Origin of the sequence: Paenibacillus sp. P46E (genome assembly GCF_001909095.1) — a bacterium.
In the GTDB taxonomy this organism is placed as follows: Bacteria; Bacillota; Bacilli; order Paenibacillales; family Paenibacillaceae; genus Paenibacillus_AQ; species Paenibacillus_AQ helianthi.
Window position 1 is genome coordinate 115,842 of the sequence record NZ_LVYZ01000001.1, and the last position, 21,777, is coordinate 137,618.

The window sequence follows — 21,777 nt, forward strand, 5'->3', positions numbered from 1 at the left end:
CCGCGATGATATTTATGCTGTGTGGTACCAGTGACGCCCGTGAATTGGCGCTGACCCTGTCCCGTGAAGGGTTTAGGCTGCTGGCGTCCGTCGTGACGGTAAGCGGTGCGGAACGCCTTGAAGCAGCAGGCATTCCGGCCCGTGTCGGCAGGCTGGATCAACAAGGAATGGTCGCCTGTCTCCGGGAGAACGGCTGCAGCGCCATCATCGATGCAAGCCATCCCTTTGCACAGGAGGCGCATGCCCATGCGCTGGGAGCTGCTGCTGCGCTAGGACTACCCTATCTGCGGTATGAGCGGCGCAGCGTCAGTTATGACAAGCATCCTCGATTGATTGTTGTGCATTCCTATGAAGAGGCTGCCCGCAGGGCCAAGCAGCTGGAAGGCTCTATTATGCTGACAACCGGCGGCAAAACTTTAGAGATTTTTACAGAACAGCTGCTGGGTGATTCTGCGATCCGGCTGACAGTAAGACTGCTGCCCTGTCTGGAAAATATACAGAAATGCCTCTCCCTTGGGATAGAGCAGCGCAACATCATTGCCCTGCAGGGACCCTTTTCACGGGAACTGAACGAAGCATTGTACAGGCAGTACGGCACTCAAGTTATGGTTACAAAAGAGAGCGGTGCTGAAGGTTCTCTCGATGAGAAGGTTTATGCGGCGCTCGATATGGGAATCTGCGTCATTTTGATTGCACGCCCCCAAACGGCTTTTGGAGATAGCAGCCGGGTGTATCAGTCCTTTGAAGAGATGGTCTCCGCGGTTACAGCTTGTATTAAGAAATGAGGGATAGCTATGGAGTTTGGTACGGATTTTAAGCCGCTTACGGTCCAGCCGCAGGAAATAGAAAGCCTGAGCTTTCAAATGATTACCCGGGAGCTGGGGGAGCATGAATTTAGCCCTTTACAGTACCCGGTCGTACAGCGGACCATTCATGCTTCTGCCGATTTTGAACTGGGTCGGAGTCTGGTGTTCCATCCCCGGGCGATGGAGGCGGGGATTTCCGCTATTTTGGCGGGGAAGCCGATTATCGCAGATGTGCGTATGGTGGAAGCCGGTATTGCCAAGGAGCGGATTCACAAATTCGGCGGCGAGGTCCGGGTGCACATCTCTGATCCGGATGTGATCGAGGCTGCCAAGGCGGAAGGGACAACCCGCGCTATCCTCGCCACCCGCAAAGCCTGCGCCGAAGCGCCTGGCGGGATCTATGTGATTGGCAATGCGCCAACGGCGCTGCTGGAATTGATCCGTCTGATCAAAGAAGGTGCTGCACAACCGGGACTCGTGATCGGCATGCCGGTCGGGTTTGTATCTGCTGCCGAGTCGAAGGATGAGCTGCGCAAGCTGGATATTCCTTATATCACTAACATCGGACGCAAGGGCGGAAGTACGGTTGTGGTCGCAGCAGTCAATGCACTCAGCCTATTGGCCGTCCGTCAAGCGGCAGAATCACAGAAACAGGGCTAGTAGAGCGGTGGTGAAAATACGCTAAAACAGCAGAGGAAGGGGGCATTCACGTCATGGGACAACAGGAGTCACTTGATTTGCAGGGCCGTAAGCCCAGCGCGGATTTGGGGGATGGTGATCCCCTGGTGCCGCTGCGCCGGGGCTACACGACGGGTGCCTGTGCTGCCGCAGCCGCCAAAGGCGCAGCACTTCTGCTGATTACGGGCGAAGTTCCTCAGCGTGTGGAGATTGGTTTGCCCGCCGGTTTCCGGCATACGTTCGAGCTGACAGGGGGCGGGCGCACCAGCATGGACTCGGCATTCTGTGCAACCGTAAAGGACGCCGGAGATGACCCGGATGCGACACATCAGGCCAGGATTGAGGCAGCTGTAAGCTGGAGCGATATACCCGGCATAGAGATAGATGGCGGCAAAGGTGTGGGGAGAGTGACCAAGCCGGGATTACCGGTGGCGGTTGGGGAAGCAGCGATTAATCCGGTGCCCCGGCGCATGATCCTGGAGGAGGTATCTGAGGTGCTCGAGGAGCATGGCGCCGCCCGGGGGCTGCGGGTGGTCATCAGTGTGCCGGAAGGCGAAGCCATTGCGCTGAAAACGTTAAATCCCCGGCTTGGCATCCTCGGCGGCATTTCCATCCTGGGCACGCGCGGCGTGGTAACGCCGTTCTCCACCGAAGCCTATAAGGCGAGTGTGGTGCAGGCGATTTCAGTCGCTGCGGCAATGGGAAACCAACAGATTATTTTGACCACCGGCGGCAGCAGTGAGAAATATGCTATGGCGATGTTCGAAGCGCTTCCGGAGGAAGCTTTTATCCAGATGGGGGAATATGTCGGCTACTCGCTGGAACACGCCAAGGCCTTCGGAATCCGCAAAGTTACGCTGGTAGGTATGGCTGGCAAGTATTCAAAGGTTGCGCAGGGCGCCATGCTGATTCATTCCAAACATGCTCCGGTCGACTTCAGTTTTCTGGCCAGGATTGCAGCGGAGTCGGGGGCAGATTGCGTACAGGTGGCGGAGATTGCCGGAGCCAATACAGCTTCACAGGTTGTGGACTACATGACGGAGGCCGGGAATGACGTTTTTTTTGAACAATTGTGCCTGCATGCCTGCAGGCATTGTCTGGAGCATGTGCATGGCGGCATGACGGTGGAGATGGTGCTGATCACCATGAAGGGCCGGGTGCTGGGAAGGACGGAGATCCGTGGCTGACATTATATATATTATTGGTATCGGTGAGGACGGAGCCGGAGGCTTGACCCCGGATAGCCTGGGCAAGGTGCATAGAAGCGAAGTGCTGCTCGGCGGGGAGAGGCAGCTGTCTTTTTTTAACACCTACCAAGGGGAAAAGATTGTGCTGAAGAACGGCCTGAAGGCCTTTGCAGACAAACTGGAGGAAGTATGGAAAGAGCGCCGTGCCGTGGTGCTGGCTTCGGGGGACCCGCTGTTTTTTGGCATTGCCGGGTATCTGGTCCGCAGATTCGGCCCGGAGCATGTCGAGGTGATTCCGCATTACAGCAGTGTGCAGCTGGCGTTTGCCCGGCTCGGGGACAGCTGGCAGGATGCGGAGCTGGTCAGTCTGCACGGCCGTCCGATACGAGGGCTGGCCCAGCGGATCGACGGTAAGCGCAAAATCGCTTTGCTGACCGATGAGGTCAACAGCCCGGCAGTCATAGGAGCCTATTTATGCGAGTTTGGAATGACGGAATATGAGGCGTTTGTCTGCGAGCGGCTGGGCGGGGAAGAGGAGGTCTGCCGGTTCTGGGAGCTGGATGAGCTGGAAAAAGGGAGCTTTGCTCCGCTGAACGTGGTAATCCTGCGGCGCAAGACGGAGGCCGTCCGTGAAGTGCGGCGGGGGTTTGCCTATCCCGACGAAACCTTCCAGCAGCGGCGTCCGGAGAAAGGCCTGATCACGAAGCGCGAGGTGCGTGCCTTTGTCCTGTCAGAGCTGAATTTATCCGAGGACGCAGTGGTCTGGGATATCGGTTCCGGATCGGGGGCAGTGGCAGCAGAATGTGCGCGGATTGCACGCCTCGGCAAAGTGTACGCCCTTGAAAAAAGTGCGGAGAACCTGCCCAACATGGAAGCCAACCGCCGTAAATTCCGCGCTGATTTTGAGATCATCCATGACACAGCACCCCGCGGCCTGAATCGGCTGCCGGACCCGGATGCGGTGTTTATCGGCGGCAGCGGAGGCGGCCTGAAGGAGATTATTACCCTCTGCGCTCAGCGGCTGCGGCCCGGAGGGCGTCTTGTTATCGGAGCGATAACGATTGAAACGCTCTATTCCAGTATGGAGTCGCTGAAGCTTGAGGGAATGGCTGCCGAAGTGACGCAGATTCAAGCTTCCCGGGGGAAGCCGATCCTCGGCATGACCCGGTTTGAGGGGATGAACCCCGTTTACGTGGTCAGCGGCCGCAGGCAGGACTGCAATAACGCAAAAGATTAGGATGCAGCACTTACTTAGCAGTACATAGGAGGGAAACGCAGATGACAACACAAGAAATGGATAACAGGACCGGCACCTTGTACGGTGTGGGCGTGGGTCCCGGTGATCCTGAGCTGATTACACTGAAGGCCTGCCGTTTGCTGAGGGAATGTCCGGTGATTGCCTACCCGGCGACCAAAAAGGGCGGGAAATCCTATGCCCACGAGATTGTAGAGCTGCATGTCAATGCAGACGAAAAGGTTATGCTGGGCCTGGTGTTCCCGATGACCAAAGATCCGGAACTCCTGGCCAGCGGCTGGAACCACACGGCAGAGCTGTGCTGGAATGAGCTGAAGCTAGGCCGGGATGTTGCTTTTGTGACGGAGGGTGATCCGAATCTGTACAGCACCTTCATTCATCTGGCCCGGCTGATGCAGGAGCAGCATCCCGCTGTGCCGGTTGTTTCAATTCCGGGGATTTCGTCGGTGCTGGGGGCCGCTGCCGCGCTGGAACGGCCCCTTGCCGACGGCAATCAGCGGGTGGGGATTATTCCGGCCACGGACGACCGCGAGGCGCTGAAGGAGGCGTTGCTGCATCACGATACAGTAGTGTTTTTGAAGGTGGCGAAGGTGCTGGATCTGGTGCTGGATGTGCTGGACGAGCTGGGCCTTGAAGGAAAAGCATCTGTAGTCACTAAGGTGACCTCCCCGTATGAAACGGTGTGGCGGGATGCACGCGAGCTGCGTGGTCATGAGCTGGAATATCTAAGCCTGATGGTGGTGTGCAAATGACGAAGGTGAGCTTGGAGCCAAAGGTTTATATCGTAGGAGCCGGCCCGGGTGATCCCGAACTGATTACGGTAAAAGGCAGCCGGATCCTGCGTTCCGCGGATGTGGTACTCTATGCAGATTCACTGGTTAGCGGCGAGCTCATTGCCGGCGCCAAGCCGGGAGCCGAGGTGCTGCAGAGCTCGGGAATGGATCTGGAGCAGCAGGTAGAGATCATGGCAGCGGCCGTGAAGAAGGGTAAAAGCGTAGCCCGCGTCCATACTGGCGACCCTTCCATGTACGGGGCGATTCTGGAGCAGATGTCGCTGCTGAAGCTGTGTGGTGTCAGCTATGAGATCGTGCCGGGGGTCAGCTCTGTATTTGCTTCCGCGGCAGCGCTGGGCGCTGAGCTGACGGTACCAGACTTAACGCAGACGGTGATTCTGACTCGTGCCGAAGGGCGGACGCCCGTGCCGGAGCGTGAGCAGCTGCGCCAGCTGGCTTCGCATCACTGCACCGTAGCCCTGTTCCTCAGCGCTTCACTGGCGGGACATGTGTCCGCGGAGTTTCTCGCTGCCGGTTGGAGTCCGGACACGCCTGTGGCTGTTGTGAAGCGGGCGACCTGGCCGGACCAGCAGATTCTGCGGACAACGGTGTCCCGTCTTGCAGATGATCTGCGGGATGCGGGCATTACCATGCATGCGATGATCCTCGCCGGATGGGCGCTTGATCCGGTGCTTACAGAACGTGATCAGCACCGCTCGAAGCTGTACGACAAGACGTTTACCCACGGCTGCCGGGAAGGAACCGAATCCGATGGCTAACCGGTATGCGGCGGTTGCTATTACCACAAATGGTATCCGCCTGGCGCTGAAGCTGGGAGCGCTGCTCGCGGATACGGAGGTTTATGGCTATGCCAAGTACAGCGGAGACTTGCAGGAGACTTCAAACGTTCTTCAGGTGTTCGCGGAGCCGGTCAGAGAGCTGCTTCCGAAGCTGTTCCGGCAGTACGAAGGGATTATTCTGTTCTTTTCGCTGGGGGCGGCGGTCAGGCTAACGGCTCCTCTGCTGACGGATAAAAGAACCGACCCCGCCGTCATCGTTATTGACGAACGCGGAGAGCATGTCATCAGCATGCTCTCCGGGCATCTGGGCGGGGCCAACAGGCTGACGCTGCAGATCGCGCAGCTGCTGGACAGCCATCCGGTGATCACTACTGCCTCGGATGTGCAGGGCACCTTCGCCGTGGATCTGCTCGGTGCAGAGTTCGGCTGGCGCGCAGACCACTTCGCGCCGATGAAAACGGTCAGTGCCGCCCTGGTCAACGGGGAGGCCGTGGCTTTCCTGCAGGAGAGCGGCGAACGCGGCTGGCTGCCGCCAGGGGCGGCTCTGCCTGCCCATGTCCGCCTCTGCGGAAGCATGGCAGAGCTGCAGGAAGCACCATTCAGCGCGGCCATCGTGGTCACGGACCGGTTATTGACCGGTCCGGAGTCGGCGGGACTGGGCGAGCGGGCCGTAGTCTACCGTCCGCGCAGCCTCGTGCTTGGGCTCGGCTGCAACCGTGGCACCTCGCAGGAGGAACTTGAAACGGTGGTACAGGATACACTGGCAGAGCAGGGGCTTTCGCTTCTTAGTGTCCGCAATGTTGCCACCGCAGGGATCAAAGGAGATGAAGCTGGTCTGGTAGCCTTATGTGCCAAATACGGCTGGAAATTGGCCTTATATTCGCCGGAGCAGCTGAATACGGTCGTGCTGGAGCAGCCTTCGGAGACGGTCTTTAAGGCAACTGGAGCTTACGGCGTCTGCGAGCCGGCAGCCCTGCTGTCCTCAGGTGCCCGCGATCTTGTGCTCAAGAAGAAAAAAAGCGGTAATGTTACCATTGCTGTAGCGAGAGTCAGCTTTAACGAAGCGGAGGAGAGCTAGCATGAATAAGGAGAGCAAAGCGGAGCGGGAGCGGCCTTCACAGCTCCGTCCGCGCTTTGTGGTGGCTGGCACGGGCAGCGGATCAGGCAAAACAACGGTGACACTGGGACTGCTCCGGGCGTTTGCCCGGCGCGGTCTTACCGTACAGGCCTTCAAATGCGGCCCGGATTATATCGATCCTGCCTACCACGCGGCTGTGACGGGACGGCCGGCCCGGAATCTGGATGCCTGGATGACTTCCAGCGAATATATGCTGGAGTATTATTTGCGTTCCTCGGAGGCTGCCGATCTGTCGGTCATTGAAGGCGTTATGGGGCTGTATGACGGCAAAGAGGCGACCGCGCTTACCGGATCAACGGCGGAAATAGCCCTGCTCACGGACAGTCCGGTGCTGCTGGTGGTCGATGTGCGCAGCATGGGCCGCAGTGCGGCCGCGATAGTCCTAGGCTTCCAGCAACTGGAGCCAGGGGTACATATCGCAGCAGTGATCGTGAACTGCTGCGGCAGTGCGAGCCATTACCGGACAGTCAAAGTGGCGATTGAAGCGGCTTGCCATGTTCCGGTCATCGGATGGCTGGAGCGGGACCGGGGCCTTGATATCCCGGAGCGGCATTTAGGACTGCTGCCTGCTGTCGAACGCGGTGAGCTGGAGCCGTTATTCGACCGCGCCGCAGACCTGCTGGAGGCCGGTACCGATCTGGATCTGCTGCTGGAGATTGCTGCGGCAGCGCCTAACCTTCGCCATCCGGCAGCAAAGGGAATTGGGCCGGAGGAGGTTTCAGCCGACGGGAATCCGTCAGAGGGATATCCCCAAGCCGTGGTCACTGCACATGATTCTGCACCGGTCATAGCCGTTGCAAGGGATGCGGCATTCAATTTTTATTATGCTGATAATCTGGAGCTGCTGGCCCGCGCAGGGGCAAGGCTGGTTTACTTCAGTCCGCTTAGCGGAGAGGGGGTACCGCCGCAAGCAGACGGAATCTATATCGGTGGCGGCTTCCCGGAAGAATTTGCTGCCGGGATCGCCGGAAATAGTATCTTCCTGGATGGCCTAAGGGCTGCTGCGGCAGCCGGGATGCCGCTGTACGCGGAATGCGGCGGCTACATGGTGCTGGCCCGGAGTCTAACCGACCGCAGCGGGGCTATACATCAGATGGCCGGGATTATCCCAGCTGACACGGTCATGCAGAAACAGCGCGCTGCACTCGGCTACCGCGAAGTAAGCGCCCGGGCAGACTGTCTGCTGCTGAAGCAGGGAGAATGCCTGCGTGGTCACGAATTCCACTATTCCCAGATGAACTATGCACCGGGGGAGCCACAGTTGTATGCCTATGACAGTCATGGCAGAAGCGGCAGCCAGCCGGAAGGGTATGTATCCGGGAATGTCATGGCAGCCTATGCGCATATCCATCTGGCTTCCTATTTTCCGGCAGCAGCCCGTCTTGTAGAATTCTGCCATATCTACCGGGGGCGAAAGACAGGCTTCACGCAGTAATAAGGCTAATACCTAAGAAGGCGAAGTGATTTTGGCTGACCAGAATGGACTGTTCTCACAAAAACATCGATAAAACGCTCCGAAAAGGAATTTAGTGGGAGGGAGGATACTTAATCTAAGCGGATTTACTACTTTGGAGCGATTCTCCCCGATTAAGTCTACTTTCTCCCACTACAGTTGGTCATTCAGCCAAACCGCATAAATTAAGTCCATTATTCCACACCGGTTCGCTCCAGCCTGGACGATGCCAGTTTCTTTTTAATTCATATGTCAACCGCTTGTCATATATCAGCAGGCCCCGTATAATAAGGGCATAAACCACCCATGCCGCTCTTCGCGCGGCACTATCAATTTCAGAGAAGACCCTCGACTTAACTTCGTCCAATTCGAGGCTTTATTTCAGAAAAAAACGTACTATTACACGGATGGCCTGTCTACGGCTGAACGTTAATGGGAAGGGAGAATGCTGCAGTGAAAGTACTTGGAGCTATTGAAGCAGGGGGAACAAAGTTTGTATGCGGGATTGGAAACGAGGACGGTACGATTCTCGACCGGGTCAGCTTTCCGACGACCACACCTGAGGAAACAATGGGGCTTGTGCTGGATTATTTTAGAGGGAAAAATGTAGAAGCCATCGGCATTGGCTCATTCGGCCCTATTGATCCGGTGATTGGCAGCCCGACTTACGGCTACATCACAACCACCCCTAAACCCTATTGGGGGCAATACAATCTGGTTGGAACGGTTGCCGGGCATTTTTCAGTACCTATCGGCTTCGATACGGATGTGAATGGTGCGGCGCTGGGAGAATACAAGTGGGGTGCGGCCCAAGGGCTGGACAGTTGCCTCTATATCACAGTCGGCACAGGGATTGGGGCTGGTGCGGTAGTGGGAGGTAAGCTGGTTCATGGCCTGTCTCATCCCGAAATGGGACATATTATTGTGCGCCGCCATGCCGAAGATACTTTTGAAGGTTTTTGCCCTTATCATGGCGATTGCCTGGAAGGACTGGCGGCAGGTCCGGCGATTGGCACCCGCTGGGGCAAACCGGCAGGCGAGCTGCCGGCGGATCATCCGGCCTGGGCAATGGAAGCCCACTATCTGGCGCATGCGCTGATGAATTACGTACTTATTCTCTCGCCGCAGAAGATTGTCATGGGTGGCGGAGTCATGAAGCAGAGCCAGCTATTCCCGCTGATTCATACACAGCTTCAGGAGCTGCTGGGCGGCTATGTTCAGCATCCTGCACTAAATGAGGCCATCGGCAGCTATATTGTTCCGCCCCAGCTTGGCGATAATGCGGGTCTTTCCGGAGCGCTTGGACTGGCTAAGCTGGCATTGGACCGGGAGTAGCAGAGGCCGGCTAAGCCATTTTTGCCCGGAATAAAAAGAGATTGACTGTTTCGCTATAAATAGGTATTGTAAGCATTAACAGTATAGCATCCAGAGGAAGCACCTCTTTCACGCAATTCGTGAGAGAGGTGCTTTTTTGTGTGTAAATTTAAGGATGAATAGCCTTCAGATATTCAGCCATCCTTTATTATCCTGGGGCTTTGGCTTGTCCAGCAAAACGGGAATCCGGCCAGCACGGGGATGATGCATACTGTAAGACGAGGAAGGTAGGGAATGCAGATGCAAATTGTATTTATGAACCGATTATCCAGAATATCCGGGGCCGATCAGGAGGTATTCGCCCAGCTCTGGATCGGGGAAGAAGAAGGCCATTGGCTCCTTGGCTGGCGTGAATTCTCCGGTGCAGAGGAAATGGGAGACAACTTGTGGTATGAAGGCGGCTCCTGGAATGAGATGCTCTGCGTTTACCGGCACGAGCTCGCGGTGAAGATGGGCGATGGGTATCGGCCGCTGATTGATGGCTCCTTTCACGATGAGGACAGTCTCACTGGCAACCGCAATCAGGAGCAGCTGAAGCTGCAATATTTCAGCGAGCAGCATGGGAATGAATCTGTCTATGAGGAGTTGTGCGCCTGGCGCCGGGGGAAGGCCTCCAGTGACCGGAAGGCGCCTTACATTCTCGCCAGCAACCGGCTGCTGCGGATGCTAAGTGCCTTTCTTCCCCGTACACCGGAGGAGCTGCTGCAAATTCCGGGTGTGGGCGAGGGCAAGGCCTCGCAATACGGTGGAGACTGGCTGAGCATCACCTCTTCCATCGAGCGGGAGCATAGTTTTCCACTGGGCTGGGTGCATCAGGCCGTTGATGAGGAGCGGTTTGTAGCCTGGCAGTACAAGCAGAAGGAGCTGAAATACAAGAAGCAGCTGGAACGGCTGCGACTGCGAAGGGTTCTGCTGCAGGGAATCGAGGAAGGCCTTGGCATGGAACAGTTGAAGGCACGGAGTGGTGTGAGCCGCCGTGAGGTGCTTGAAGCTGTAGAAGAACTGGAAAAAGACGGCTATTCCGTGGAGAAGCTGATTGCACTTGAAATGGCCGATGTATCCCCTGGTGAGCAAGCCGAGGTATGGACCGCCTACGAGCTTATGGGAGATACCTTTCTAAAGCCTGTCCTTTACAAAGCCTATGGAGAAGGCTTCTCTCCTGCAGAAGGGCTGGATGTATACTATGAGCGGCTGCGTCTAATCCGTATCCGTTACCGGCGGGGTCAAGCGGTTCAGCTAGGTGTAGCAACGAATTTCTAGGTAGTCTGGTCATCTTCCTCAGAATCATTGTTGGCAGTGTCTTGATTGAAGCAGTCCCCCTGGAGACCTCCCTTTAGGAAAATACTGTATCTTGGAGTAAAATACATGTATTCAGAGTAAAAGGAGAGAGACCCTATGATCGTAACATTAACAATTAACCCCAGCGTAGATGCCAGCACAGGGATTGATAAGGTAGTACCGGACCACAAGCTGCGCTGCAAAGAGGCTTCCTATAAACCTGGAGGTGGCGGGATCAATGTCTCCCGGGCCATTCACAGATTGGGCGGGGAGTCCTTGGCTCTGTATGCATCTGGCGGACTTCATGGCCAACTGTTGCATGAGATGCTGGGTAAGGAGGGCGTCAGCCACCAGGAGATCCCGATTTCCGGACAGACGCGGGAAAATCTGATTGTCGTGGAGGAATCCACAGGACAACAGTTCCGGTTTGATATGCCAGGCCCCCATTTTATTGAAGGCGACTGGGAGCAGTGCCTGAATCAATTAAAGTCGTTGACCGGAAAGCCTAGCTATATTGTGGCTAGCGGCAGCCTGCCTCCAGGCTGTCCGGCAGATTTCTATGGCCGTGTCATTGAAGCAGTGAAGCCATGGCAGGCAAAGGTTATTGTGGATACCTCAGGCGAAGCGCTGCAAAAAGCTGCGGATGCCGGAGTATATCTGCTCAAACCCAATGCACGCGAGCTTGAGGAGCTGGCAGGACACGCAATTACAGGTGATGCGGAGGTTCGGGCGGCTGCACTGGAGTTGATTGAGCAAGGACGGACAGAGGTAGTATTGGTATCCCTCGGCGGCGAGGGTGCACTGCTGATAACAAGGGATGGCTGTGAGCATCTGAAGGCCCCTGAAGTTCCTGTACTGAGTGTGGTGGGAGCCGGTGACAGTCTGGTAGGCGGGCTGGTCTACAGCCTGGAACGGGGCTGGCCGCTGCGCCGGGCCGTTCAATTCGGAATCGCCTCTGGAGCGGCGGCCGTAATGAACCCTGAGCGTCAGCTGTGTAAACGCGGAGATGCGGAACGATTGTTCGCGCAAATAGAGGCAGCCGATACAGAAGCTCTAAAGTAAACCAAAAAGACGAAGGCTTCCTTACCATGCGGTATAGGGGGCCTTCGTCCTGCTTATTCGTCCAGTATGATTCATAGCCATTCCTTTTTACGGAATATAACCAGCATCCCGCAGCCAAGTGTAACCATGACGGCAATGACTCCGTAGTAGCCGTACCGGGTATGGATCTCAGGAATATTATCAAAGTTCATCCCGTAGATCCCGGTGATGACCGTCAGCGGCATGAATATAGTGGTAATGGCGGTGAAGACTCTCATGATCTCATTGGCACGGTTGGCGATACTGGATTGGTATGCTTCACGTAAGTTTCCCATGAGATCGCGGTACGTTTCAAAGGTTTCAGAGATCTTGACCGCATTTTCATAAATATCACTAAAATACTTCTGCAGCTGATCATCGATCAGACGGAGGTCTTTTTTGTTAAGTGTGTTGATAACTTCCTTCTGTGGTCCCAGCATTTTCTTCAACCAGAGAATTTCACTGCGCAGACCGATGATCTCGCTCAAATGCGATTTCTTGGTGTGCATCAGGATATCCTCTTCGAGTTTCTCAATCCGTGCTTCAATCCGGTCACCGACGGAGAAAAAGTTGTCTACGACAAGGTCGATCAGCAGATAGAGGAACCGGTCCGGTTCGCTGACTTCCTGCTCCCACAGAACGGGTTTCAGCACGCGCAGCTCGTGAATTTTTTGCTTGGTCACGGTAATAATGAAATGTCTGCCCAGAAACACGTTGAGTGCACGGAGGAAAATCTCCTCATCATCAAAACGGATGCTGTTAACTACAATAAAATAATGGCTTTCGTAAATTTCAAGCTTCGGGCGCTGATCCTCTTCACTGAGGCAGTCCTCTACAGCCAAATCATGCAGATTATACAAAGGCTGAAGCAGCTCCAAATCCTCAACATCCGCATCAATCCAATAAAATCCCTCTGCAGGGACAGTCAATGTTTCTTCAATGTCATCCACAGGTGTAAAAACCCCTGCGTTTACCAACCGGATTTTCATCTGATTCCACTCCTCTTAACCCTAGTCTTCTCCAGGGTCTGTGCTAATATAGGCACAGGGAAAAATCAGCTTGGCCGGAGGTACGGTCAATCCATGAGGCCAAATGACGGTTCGAGGGCATGAAGAAGAAGTGCTCCCGCCGCCGGCAAGCTGATGTTAATCCTGTGTGGTTGCTCTTTCTGGACGCTTAACTGCGAACTCGGGTCGCCTTCCATTCTTCTCTCACCTCTTCTTTTCGTCAGGTAGGGGCTTTGAAACCCTTGTCTAGTATAACCTCCGGGTATAGGTCTTTCAAGCTAAATTCTTGAGGTTGTAAAGGACCCGTTAGCATTGTATGGACTTGACGAAAAGGAGGTTCATGATTTAAAGTGAATTTTAAGAAAAGCATTTAACGTTATGTGACTTTTTCTCAATTGAATACAGCTAAATCTTATCAAGAGCAGGTGGAGGGACTAGCCCGATGAAACCCGGCAACCGGCGTGTGAACGCACGGTGCTAATTCTTGCGGAAGCTTTTGCAGGTAAGCCATTCAGGCTGCTTGGCACAAGTTCTCTGGCAGATGAGAGAGGCGCATATGACTAACAGATATATGACCTTTCTCGCCCGAGAAAGGTCTTTTTTATATTCATCACAATGAAGGAGTGGAAACTGATATGCCAATTAAAATTCCCGACAGTCTGCCGGCGAAAGAAGTTTTGTCCGGAGAAAACATTTTTATAATGGATGAAAGCCAGGCCTTCCACCAGGATATCCGTCCGCTGCGAATCGCCATCCTGAATTTGATGCCTACCAAGGAAACCACAGAGACACAGCTGCTGCGTCTGGTCGGGAATTCACCGCTTCAGGTAGATGTTGTGCTGCTGCACCCGAGCTCCCATACCTCGAAGAACACTTCGGCAGAACATTTGAAGAGTTTTTACAAAACCTTTGATGAGATCAGTGACCGCCGCTTTGACGGGCTGATTGTAACCGGCGCTCCGGTGGAGCAGCTGGAGTTCGAAGACGTGACCTACTGGGAAGAGCTAAAGGGCATATTTGAATGGAGCAAGCACAACGTGACCTCGACCATGCATATCTGTTGGGCGGCACAAGCCGGGCTGTATCATCACTTCGGCGTACGCAAGGTTGATCTGGACGAGAAATGTTTTGGCGTTTTTCCGCACACGGTGAGCCATACTAACGTGAAGCTGCTCCGCGGCTTTGATGAGGTGTTCCATGTTCCCCATTCCCGGCACACGGATGTCTCGCGAGATGATATTCTTGCGAATCCCCAGCTGCAGATTCTTGCCGAATCCGAGGAAGCCGGAGTGTATCTGGTTTCGACGCTTGACGGAAAACAAATTTTTGTGACCGGACATTCTGAATATGATCCATTTTCGTTAAAATGGGAGTATGACCGGGATATTGCCAAAGGGATGGACATCGCCATTCCGAAGCACTACTATCCGCAGGATGACCCGCAGCGCACACCGCCGGCTGTCTGGCGTGCCCATGCCAACTTATTATTCGCTAATTGGCTCAATTACTATGTATACCAGGAGACCCCTTACGATATAGACCAGGCCGATTATTTAGTATTTTAAAATATATACATCTTGATATCTTGATATATAGAAGAGATTTACGCATACACCACACTTAGGAGGCAGCAGCAATGGATGAGAAACTGAGGATTGAGAGCAGATTGGCACAGATAGGTTCACTGGAGGACCCGGCCACAGGTGCAATAAATTATCCGATTTACAACGCGACGGCATTCCGTCATCCCAGACTCGGGCAGAGCACAGGGTTTGATTATATCCGTACCAAGAATCCTACTCGCTCGGTGCTGGAAGAAGCTGCGGCACAGCTGGAATCCGGCGATGCGGCTTTTGCCTGCAGCTCTGGAATGGGGGCGCTGACGACAGTGTTTGCCTTGTTTGGACAGGGCGACCATCTGGTAGTATCGCTGGACCTGTATGGCGGAACCTACCGTCTGCTTGAACGGATTCTCTCCAAATACGGCATCAGCGCTTCCTATGTGGATACGAATGATCTGGACGGGCTGGAGGCTTCACGGCGTCCGAATACCAGAGCTGTATTTATTGAAACGCCTACCAATCCGCTGATGATGATTACGGATATCGAAGCGGTCTGTACATGGTCACGCCGTCATGGGCTGCTCACCATTGTCGACAATACGCTGTTGACGCCCTTTTTCCAGCGGCCGCTGGAGCTGGGAGCGGATATCATCGTTCATAGCGCAACCAAATATTTGGGGGGGCACAACGATGTTCTCGCCGGACTGATTGTAACCAAAGGCACTGAGCTCACTGCAGAAATGGCAATTCTTCATAATTCACTGGGGGCAGTGCTTGCGCCGAACGACAGCTACCAGCTAATGAAGGGGATGAAGACACTTGCTCTGCGCATGGAGCGGCATGAGAGCAATGCCCTGGCGCTGGCCCGCTATTTACTCGAGCATCCAGCCATCGCTGAGGTGTTCCATCCCGGACTGCCCGATCATCCCGGCTATGAGATTCAGAACCGCCAGTCCTCAGGTAACACCGGAATCTTCTCCTTCAAGGTAAAAGATGCCAGATATGTCGAACCGCTGCTGCGTCATATCCGTCTGATCGCCTTCGCCGAGAGTCTGGGCGGCGTGGAGTCACTGATGACCTATCCGGCGGTTCAGACCCATGCCGACATTCCGGTGGAAATCCGCGATGCGGTCGGCGTGGATGACCGTCTGCTCCGCTTCTCTGTAGGCATTGAGCATGTAGATGACCTGATTGCAGATCTCGGTCAGGCGCTGGAAGCTGCCCGGGCCGAGCTGGAATAAGCATCCGGTCAGACTATGGCAGCATAATAAGGAACTTGGAAGCAGCCTCAGAGCGGAGGCTGCTTTTTTTTAGAATATATAGATTTAAGTGTTTCACGCCATCGAGTCACAATATTGTTCCCGCAACGACGGTAAGGGTTTTTCAAGCCGTTCGGATTGTGATACGATGGAGTAACGAGCTTATTTCAATGTTGTACAAATTTTATTTATCCATTCTTAAATAGTATGGGCATACAAAGGAGGCTGCGAACGATGAGTGCGATAGATCTGATTCTGGACAAAACGCTGAAGGGTGAACGTCTTGGCCTGGAGGACACGATTCGGCTGTTCGAGAGCAACGAAATAGAGAAGATGGGCGCTGCCGCTGATATTATCATGAAGCGCTGGCATCCGGACCCGATGGCTACATTTGTGATCGGACGCAATATAAATTATACGAATGTATGTGACGTGTACTGCCGTTTCTGCGCTTTTTACCGGAAACCGGGCTCGGAGGAAGGTTATGTGCTTCCGGACGAGACGATTTTTCAGAAAATCCAGGAAACCATCGACGTCAACGGAACGGAAATCCTGATGCAGGGCGGAACCAACCCGAACCTGCCATTCAGCTACTATACGGATATCCTGCGCGGAATTAAGCAGCGGTTCCCAGAGATCACCATGCATTCCTTCTCCCCTGCGGAGATTATGAAAATGGTCGAAGTATCCGGGCTGCCGCTGGAACAGGTGGTCCGCGAGATTCATGCGGCAGGCCTGGACTCACTTCCCGGCGGCGGTGCGGAAATACTGGATGACCGGACCCGCCGTAAAATCAGCCGTCTCAAAGGCTCGTGGCGTGAATGGATGGATGTGATGCAGACCGCTCACAAGATCGGCATGAACACTACGGCGACCATGGTGATTGGCCTTGGCGAGAGTATGGAGGAGCGGGCACTTCATCTGCTGCGGGTACGCGAAGCCCAGGATGAGTGTATTGCGAATAAATATGATTCCGAAGGATTCCTGGCCTTTATCTCCTGGACCTTCCAGCCGGATAATACGAACCTGAAGCTGGACCGGCAGACCCCCGAGGAATATCTGAAGACGGTAGCCATCAGCCGCCTGGTGCTTGATAACATCAAGAACTTCCAGTCCTCATGGGTAACCATGGGGCCTGAGGTCGGCAAGCTGTCGCTGCAGTATGGCTGCAATGACTTTGGCAGCACGATGATAGAAGAGAATGTGGTTTCCTCGGCGGGTGCGACCTACAAGGTCAACATCGAGTCGATTACACAGCTGATCCGCGAGGCTGGCAAAATTCCGGCACAGCGCAACACGCGCTACGATATTCTGCGGACCTTTGAGGACGGTAATATAAAGATTGACAATGATTTTGTAATGCAGAACTAATTCTTCAATAAAAATCTATTGATTCATAACGTTGTGTGTAAGATTTTTTTGCGGCGTCTATCCTTGAGTGATTTCGTTAATGAAAACCTCGAGAATAGGCGTTTTTTTGTTTTTTGTAAACTTTTATCGTCATAAAGAACAAAAAAAGCCCTAATGATGTGATATTTTACACAACTATTAATTAGATTTAATGGTTTTTGCTAGATTCATAATTTTGGATATGATACAATCTTGCGGTCAGCATAAGTAGGAATAAGAAACATATGGGGAGGATATCTGACTTATGGTAGAAAAAAGATGGAACAAGCCAGTAGCCGCTTTATTGGCGAGCACCGTTCTGGCAGCACAAGTGCTGGGCGGAGTTTTTGCAGTCCCGGTTTTGGGGGCGAGCAAGGCAGAGGCTGCAGGCGCTGAGGCTGTTGCTCCTGGAACAGTTAATCTGCGCTTGATGAGCACCACGGATGTGCACACCAATGTGTACGGTTGGGACTACTTCAAAAATGCGGCCTCTACTACAGTAGGTCTGGACCGCACATCAACGCTGGTAAAAGAAGCCCGGACCCAAGAACCGAACAATCTCCTTCTTGACAACGGTGATTTGATTCAGGGAACACCGCTGGGTACATATATGGCCCAGGTATCAGATTTTAAGACAAGTCCAGACCAGATTCATCCGCTTATTGCAGCCATGAACCTTATGGGGTATGATGCTGCAACGTTTGGCAATCATGAATTTAACTATGGCTTGGACTATCTGGACCGTACGATCAACGGAAGTAAAGTAGATAAATCCGATACAGATGCGGATTTCCCTTATGTCAATGCAAATATTTATAATGTATCCGATGATAAAAATACGTTTGTACCGTATGTCATCATTCCTAAAAAAGTAAAGGACAGCAACGGCAATGAGGTAACGGTTAATGTCGGCCTCCTTGGGTTGGTGACCCCGCAAATCATGGATTGGGACAAGGTGAATCTGGAAGGCAAAGTAATCACCAAGGATATTGCTGAAACTGCAGCCAAATTTGTTCCTATCATGAAAGGTGCCGGCGCAGATGTCATTATTGCCATGGCCCACTCCGGGTTTGATGCGACTGCAGCTGCGGGAACCGGAGCTGAGAATGCCATTAACCTGCTGAGCAAGGTTGACGGCATTGACGCCATCACCTTCTCCCATACGCATAAGGTGTTCCCGACGAACGGAGATGACACTAAGCTGGATGCTTCCTTTAAGGATCCGGCAACCAAAAAGCCATATGATTCCGATGTGGCAAAGATCGATAACCTCAACGGTCATATCAACGGCGTTCCAGCCGTTCAAGCCGGTTATGGCGGGGGCAACCTGGGTCTGATCGATCTGAAGATCGTAAAGGATGGCAGCAGCTGGAAAGTTGACAAAGCATCTTCAAAGGCTTCTACACGCTCCATTACCGGAGTAGCCGTTGATCCTGCTATTGATGCAGTGGCTGGAGCTGCCCATGCAGCAACGATCAAATATGTGAATCAACCGCTCGGGAAAACTAATGCTCCAATGAACAGCTACTTTGCTCTGGTGCAGGATGATCCGACCGTTCAGATCGTAACCTATGCCCAGCAGCAGTATGTTTCGAATCTGGTCAATACGGATGCTAAGCTTGCCCCTTATAAGGACCTGCCGATTCTAAGTGTAGGCGCACCCTTCAAGGCCGGACGCAATGGCCCTGAGGAGTATACTGAAATTCAAAAGGGCGATCTTACGATTGCGAGCGCAAGTGACCTGTATCTCTATGACAACACGCTGAAAGCCATTGTGGTTAAAGGCTCTACAGTGAAGGAATGGGTAGAGATGAGTGCAGGTGCATTCAACCGTATCAAACCGGCGATCTCCACTCCACAGCCGCTTTTGAACTCGGCTTTCGCTGTTTACAACTTCGATGTCATCGATGGTATTAAATATACAATTGATGTAACCAAAAATGCGAAATACAAGCCGGATGGAACGATTAATGATGCGTCTTCCAGCCGTGTGACTTCCATTACTTACGGCAATGAACCTTTGAAGGATGACCAAGATTTCATCGTGGTTACCAATAACTACCGCGCAAGCGGCGGCGGAAACTTCCCGGGTGTTAAGGCTGGGAAAATGATTATTGACTCCCAAATGGAAAATCGCCAGGTACTGATGGATTATATCAGTGCAGCCGGTACTGTTGATCCGACAGCAGACAATAACTGGTCGATCGCTCCAATTAAAGGGGACGTCAATGTGACCTTCACTTCTTCACCGAAAGCAGCGGCTGTGAAGCCTGCCAATGTTACAGACACAGGCACTAAAGATGTCAAAGGATTTGAAATCTATAATCTTAATCTAAAAGAAACTCCAGTTGCTCCAACCGGAGATGTGGAAGTTCACCTGCTCGGGGTCAACGACTTCCACGGCCAACTCGACACCACTTCTTATGTAGGTAGCGATGCAGTAGGAACTGCAGCAACTCTTGCAGCGTACTTGAAAGACACCCGTGCGAAATATGCCAACGCGCTGTTGTTCCACAATGGTGACTCGGTAGGTGCATCTGCGCCGGTATCCTCGCTTGAACGTGACGAGCCGACGATGGAATGGATGAACCTGATGAAATTCGATGTGGGTACACTGGGGAACCATGAATTTGACCAAGGCGTTGAAGCCATGAAGACTCAGATTTATGGCGGTGCTGATCCTAAGAACACTAGCATTGTTCATAAAGGGGCAGACTTCGATTATATCAATGCCAATGCGGTAGACAGCTCTTCTGGAGCTCCGATCATTAACCCTTACGTAATTAAAGAAGTAGGCGGTGTGAAAATCGGATTTATCGGTGTGGTAACCAAAGCTACTCCAAGCAAAGTCTCTCCTGAGGGAACCAAAGGCGTGAAATTCTTGAGCGCCACAGAAGAAGTTGCAGCGATTGAAAAATATGCCGCAGAACTTCAGAAGCAAGGCGTCCAGACGATCGTTGTGCTTGCGCATGATCCGGCGACAACCAAAGCAGATGTGACTACGGGAGAAGCGGCTGACCTGGCTAACGCACTTCCGGCGAACTCACCTGTTGACGTTGTGGTAGCAGGGGACAACCATGCACTTGCTAATGGCGTTGTAAACGGCAAGCTGATTGTTCAAGCCTATTCCTATGGTACGGCTTTCGAAGACATCAAGCTGGTTATTGATAGTGTAACTGGTGATGTGAAGAGCAAATCGGCGACTGTAACCAGCACTCTTCAAAAGAATGTTACTCCAGATGCGGAAACTGCAGCTTTGGTTAACAAATATCTGGCCAAACATCCGGAGTTGACCAAGCCGGTAGGTACAACAGATGGTACGATTACCCGTACTGATGCTTACAATAAAGAATCCAACCTCGGTAACCTGATTGCTGATGCAATGCGTCAAGCTGACTTCGGCGATGGCAAAGGCTCCGCAGATTTCGCCTTTATGAATCCGGGCGGTATTCGCGCTGATCTTCCAAAGGGTAATGTATCCTTCGGAGATTTGGCCAAAATTCAGCCATTCGGCAACACGCTGGTGAAGCTGACATTGACTGGTGAACAAATCAAGACACTGCTGCAGCAGCAATGGGCAATTAAGGCTGACGGAACAGCAGATACGAAGACACTGCAAATTTCCGGACTGAAGTATACAGCGAATATGTATCTGCCAGTAGCAGACCGTGTCTCCTTCCTTACTAAGGCAGACGGAACACCGATCAACATGACTCAAAGCTACACTGCAGTAGTGAATAACTTCATGGCTGCCGGTGGAGACAATTACACTGTACTGACCAAAGCGAGTGCATCTTTGGCCGGTCCAATCGACCTGGATGTGTTCTACAATTACATTGTGAAGACATTCAAGGGCGGCGCAATTACAGCAGCATTTGAAGGCCGGATTACGAATAATCTGACAGCTTCAACTCCTGCTCCGGGTAACGGAGGAACTGTACCTACACCAACTCCTTCGGCAACACCAGCACCGTCTGCAACAGCAACACCTGCACCAACAGCAACCGCAGCTCCAACAGCAAAACCTGCCACCACTTTTGGGGATTTGGGCAAAGTGGCATGGGCCCAGACAGCAATCACTTCTTTGGCTGACAAGGGAATCATTAAGGGAGTTGGCGGAAGCAACTTCGCACCGAACAAAACCGTAACGCGTGCTGAATTCGTAACGATGCTGGTTCGTGCCCTGAATCTCAGTACTTCAGGAGCAAACGCCACATTTAACGATGTGAAGCAAGGAGTATGGTACACAGATGCCATCACTGCTGCTGTTAAAGCGGGTATTGTGAAAGGTTCCGGTAACGGCAAGTTTGAACCGGGACGTGAAGTGACCCGTGAAGAAATGGCGATGATGATTGCCGCTGGAATTAAAGATCAATTGAAGCCAATTGATACGAAGTCAGCACTGGAAAACTTTGGCGACAAATCAAAGATTGCTTCTTACGCCCAGGATGCAGTAGCCCAGCTTACACAGCTTGGTATTGTCAACGGGGTGGATGGAGAGAAATTCGCACCGAAGAGCGATGCAACCCGCGCTCAAGCGGCGGTTATCATTTACCGTATGCTGGAAAAGAAGGCTTCCTAAGCTTTGAACCCGGCATAAAGTAACAAATGCAAAAAGGAGCTCCGCGCGTCATCTTTGGATGGCAGCGGAGCTCTTATTTTTGATGCAGTGATAGCTAGTAATGGCTAGTAAATAGCGAGACTCGTGCATGTCACTACTGCACGAGTCTCTTTGGGG

The 21,777-nt window shown here is 53.1% G+C and carries 16 protein-coding genes and 1 riboswitch; of the genes, 15 read left to right on the forward strand and 1 reads right to left on the reverse strand.

Going from position 1 to position 21,777, the window contains the following annotated elements; genetic code table 11:
• The first annotated feature begins 5 nt into the window (after positions 1 to 5).
• The 11 genes from cobK to A3849_RS00565 all read left to right on the forward strand — a co-directional run bounded on the left by cobK (position 6) and on the right by A3849_RS00565 (position 11,804).
• Positions 6 to 785, forward strand: a complete 780-nt coding sequence (cobK, locus tag A3849_RS00515; protein ID WP_074109668.1) for a precorrin-6A reductase — start codon at positions 6 to 8, stop codon at positions 783 to 785.
• Between the two features lie 9 nt (positions 786 to 794).
• The gene (locus tag A3849_RS00520; RefSeq protein WP_074109669.1) at positions 795 to 1,466 is read left to right on the forward strand and encodes a precorrin-8X methylmutase; all 672 of its coding nucleotides are present in this window, start codon (positions 795 to 797) and stop codon (positions 1,464 to 1,466) included.
• Positions 1,467 to 1,519: 53 nt separating this feature from the next.
• On the forward strand, positions 1,520 to 2,671 hold the full coding sequence (locus A3849_RS00525) for a cobalt-precorrin-5B (C(1))-methyltransferase (protein ID WP_083613303.1): 1,152 nt from the start codon (positions 1,520 to 1,522) through the stop codon (positions 2,669 to 2,671).
• Positions 2,664 to 3,908: a bifunctional cobalt-precorrin-7 (C(5))-methyltransferase/cobalt-precorrin-6B (C(15))-methyltransferase gene (locus A3849_RS00530; protein ID WP_074109670.1), complete on the forward strand. Its 1,245-nt coding sequence runs from the start codon at positions 2,664 to 2,666 to the stop codon at positions 3,906 to 3,908. The genes A3849_RS00525 and A3849_RS00530 overlap by 8 nt, the downstream gene beginning before the upstream one ends.
• Positions 3,909 to 3,949: 41 nt before the next feature.
• Positions 3,950 to 4,678 (forward strand): precorrin-2 C(20)-methyltransferase, encoded by a 729-nt coding sequence (gene cobI / locus A3849_RS00535; protein WP_256700601.1) that lies wholly within the window; start codon positions 3,950 to 3,952, stop codon positions 4,676 to 4,678.
• A 5-nt stretch (positions 4,679 to 4,683) separates the two neighbouring features.
• A complete protein-coding gene (gene cobM, locus A3849_RS00540) occupies positions 4,684 to 5,478 on the forward strand; it encodes a precorrin-4 C(11)-methyltransferase (RefSeq protein ID WP_083613314.1) in 795 nt (264 codons plus the stop codon).
• Positions 5,471 to 6,577 carry a cobalt-precorrin 5A hydrolase gene (locus tag A3849_RS00545; protein WP_074109672.1) on the forward strand — a complete coding sequence of 369 codons (1,107 nt, stop codon included), beginning with the start codon at positions 5,471 to 5,473 and terminating at the stop codon, positions 6,575 to 6,577. The genes cobM and A3849_RS00545 overlap by 8 nt, the downstream gene beginning before the upstream one ends.
• Before the next feature lies 1 nt (position 6,578).
• Positions 6,579 to 8,072 carry a cobyrinic acid a,c-diamide synthase CobB gene (locus A3849_RS00550; RefSeq protein ID WP_074109673.1) on the forward strand — a complete coding sequence of 498 codons (1,494 nt, stop codon included), beginning with the start codon at positions 6,579 to 6,581 and terminating at the stop codon, positions 8,070 to 8,072.
• A gap of 471 nt (positions 8,073 to 8,543) precedes the next feature.
• The gene (locus A3849_RS00555) at positions 8,544 to 9,425 is read left to right on the forward strand and encodes an ROK family protein (protein ID WP_306010691.1); all 882 of its coding nucleotides are present in this window, start codon (positions 8,544 to 8,546) and stop codon (positions 9,423 to 9,425) included.
• Positions 9,426 to 9,704: 279 nt separating this feature from the next.
• Positions 9,705 to 10,724: an HRDC domain-containing protein gene (locus A3849_RS00560; protein ID WP_074109819.1), complete on the forward strand. Its 1,020-nt coding sequence runs from the start codon at positions 9,705 to 9,707 to the stop codon at positions 10,722 to 10,724.
• A 135-nt stretch (positions 10,725 to 10,859) separates the two neighbouring features.
• Positions 10,860 to 11,804, forward strand: a complete 945-nt coding sequence (locus tag A3849_RS00565; RefSeq protein ID WP_074109675.1) for a 1-phosphofructokinase family hexose kinase — start codon at positions 10,860 to 10,862, stop codon at positions 11,802 to 11,804.
• A gap of 71 nt (positions 11,805 to 11,875) precedes the next feature.
• On the opposite strand, the gene corA is transcribed toward A3849_RS00565, so the two are convergent.
• On the reverse strand, positions 11,876 to 12,811 hold the full coding sequence (corA, locus tag A3849_RS00570; protein WP_074084643.1) for a magnesium/cobalt transporter CorA: 936 nt from the start codon (positions 12,809 to 12,811) through the stop codon (positions 11,876 to 11,878).
• A gap of 427 nt (positions 12,812 to 13,238) precedes the next feature.
• Positions 13,239 to 13,377: riboswitch (SAM riboswitch) on the forward strand.
• An 87-nt stretch (positions 13,378 to 13,464) separates the two neighbouring features.
• Here corA and metA point away from each other — a divergent pair.
• From metA to A3849_RS00590, 4 genes are all read left to right on the forward strand, one after another.
• Positions 13,465 to 14,394 (forward strand): homoserine O-acetyltransferase MetA, encoded by a 930-nt coding sequence (metA, locus tag A3849_RS00575; protein ID WP_074109676.1) that lies wholly within the window; start codon positions 13,465 to 13,467, stop codon positions 14,392 to 14,394.
• Positions 14,395 to 14,465: 71 nt separating this feature from the next.
• Positions 14,466 to 15,632 carry an aminotransferase class I/II-fold pyridoxal phosphate-dependent enzyme gene (locus A3849_RS00580; RefSeq protein WP_074109677.1) on the forward strand — a complete coding sequence of 389 codons (1,167 nt, stop codon included), beginning with the start codon at positions 14,466 to 14,468 and terminating at the stop codon, positions 15,630 to 15,632.
• A gap of 252 nt (positions 15,633 to 15,884) precedes the next feature.
• On the forward strand, positions 15,885 to 17,021 hold the full coding sequence (gene mqnC, locus A3849_RS00585) for a cyclic dehypoxanthinyl futalosine synthase (protein WP_074109678.1): 1,137 nt from the start codon (positions 15,885 to 15,887) through the stop codon (positions 17,019 to 17,021).
• A gap of 283 nt (positions 17,022 to 17,304) precedes the next feature.
• Positions 17,305 to 21,621 carry a bifunctional 2',3'-cyclic-nucleotide 2'-phosphodiesterase/3'-nucleotidase gene (locus A3849_RS00590; protein ID WP_074109679.1) on the forward strand — a complete coding sequence of 1,439 codons (4,317 nt, stop codon included), beginning with the start codon at positions 17,305 to 17,307 and terminating at the stop codon, positions 21,619 to 21,621.
• Positions 21,622 to 21,777: the final 156 nt, after the last annotated feature.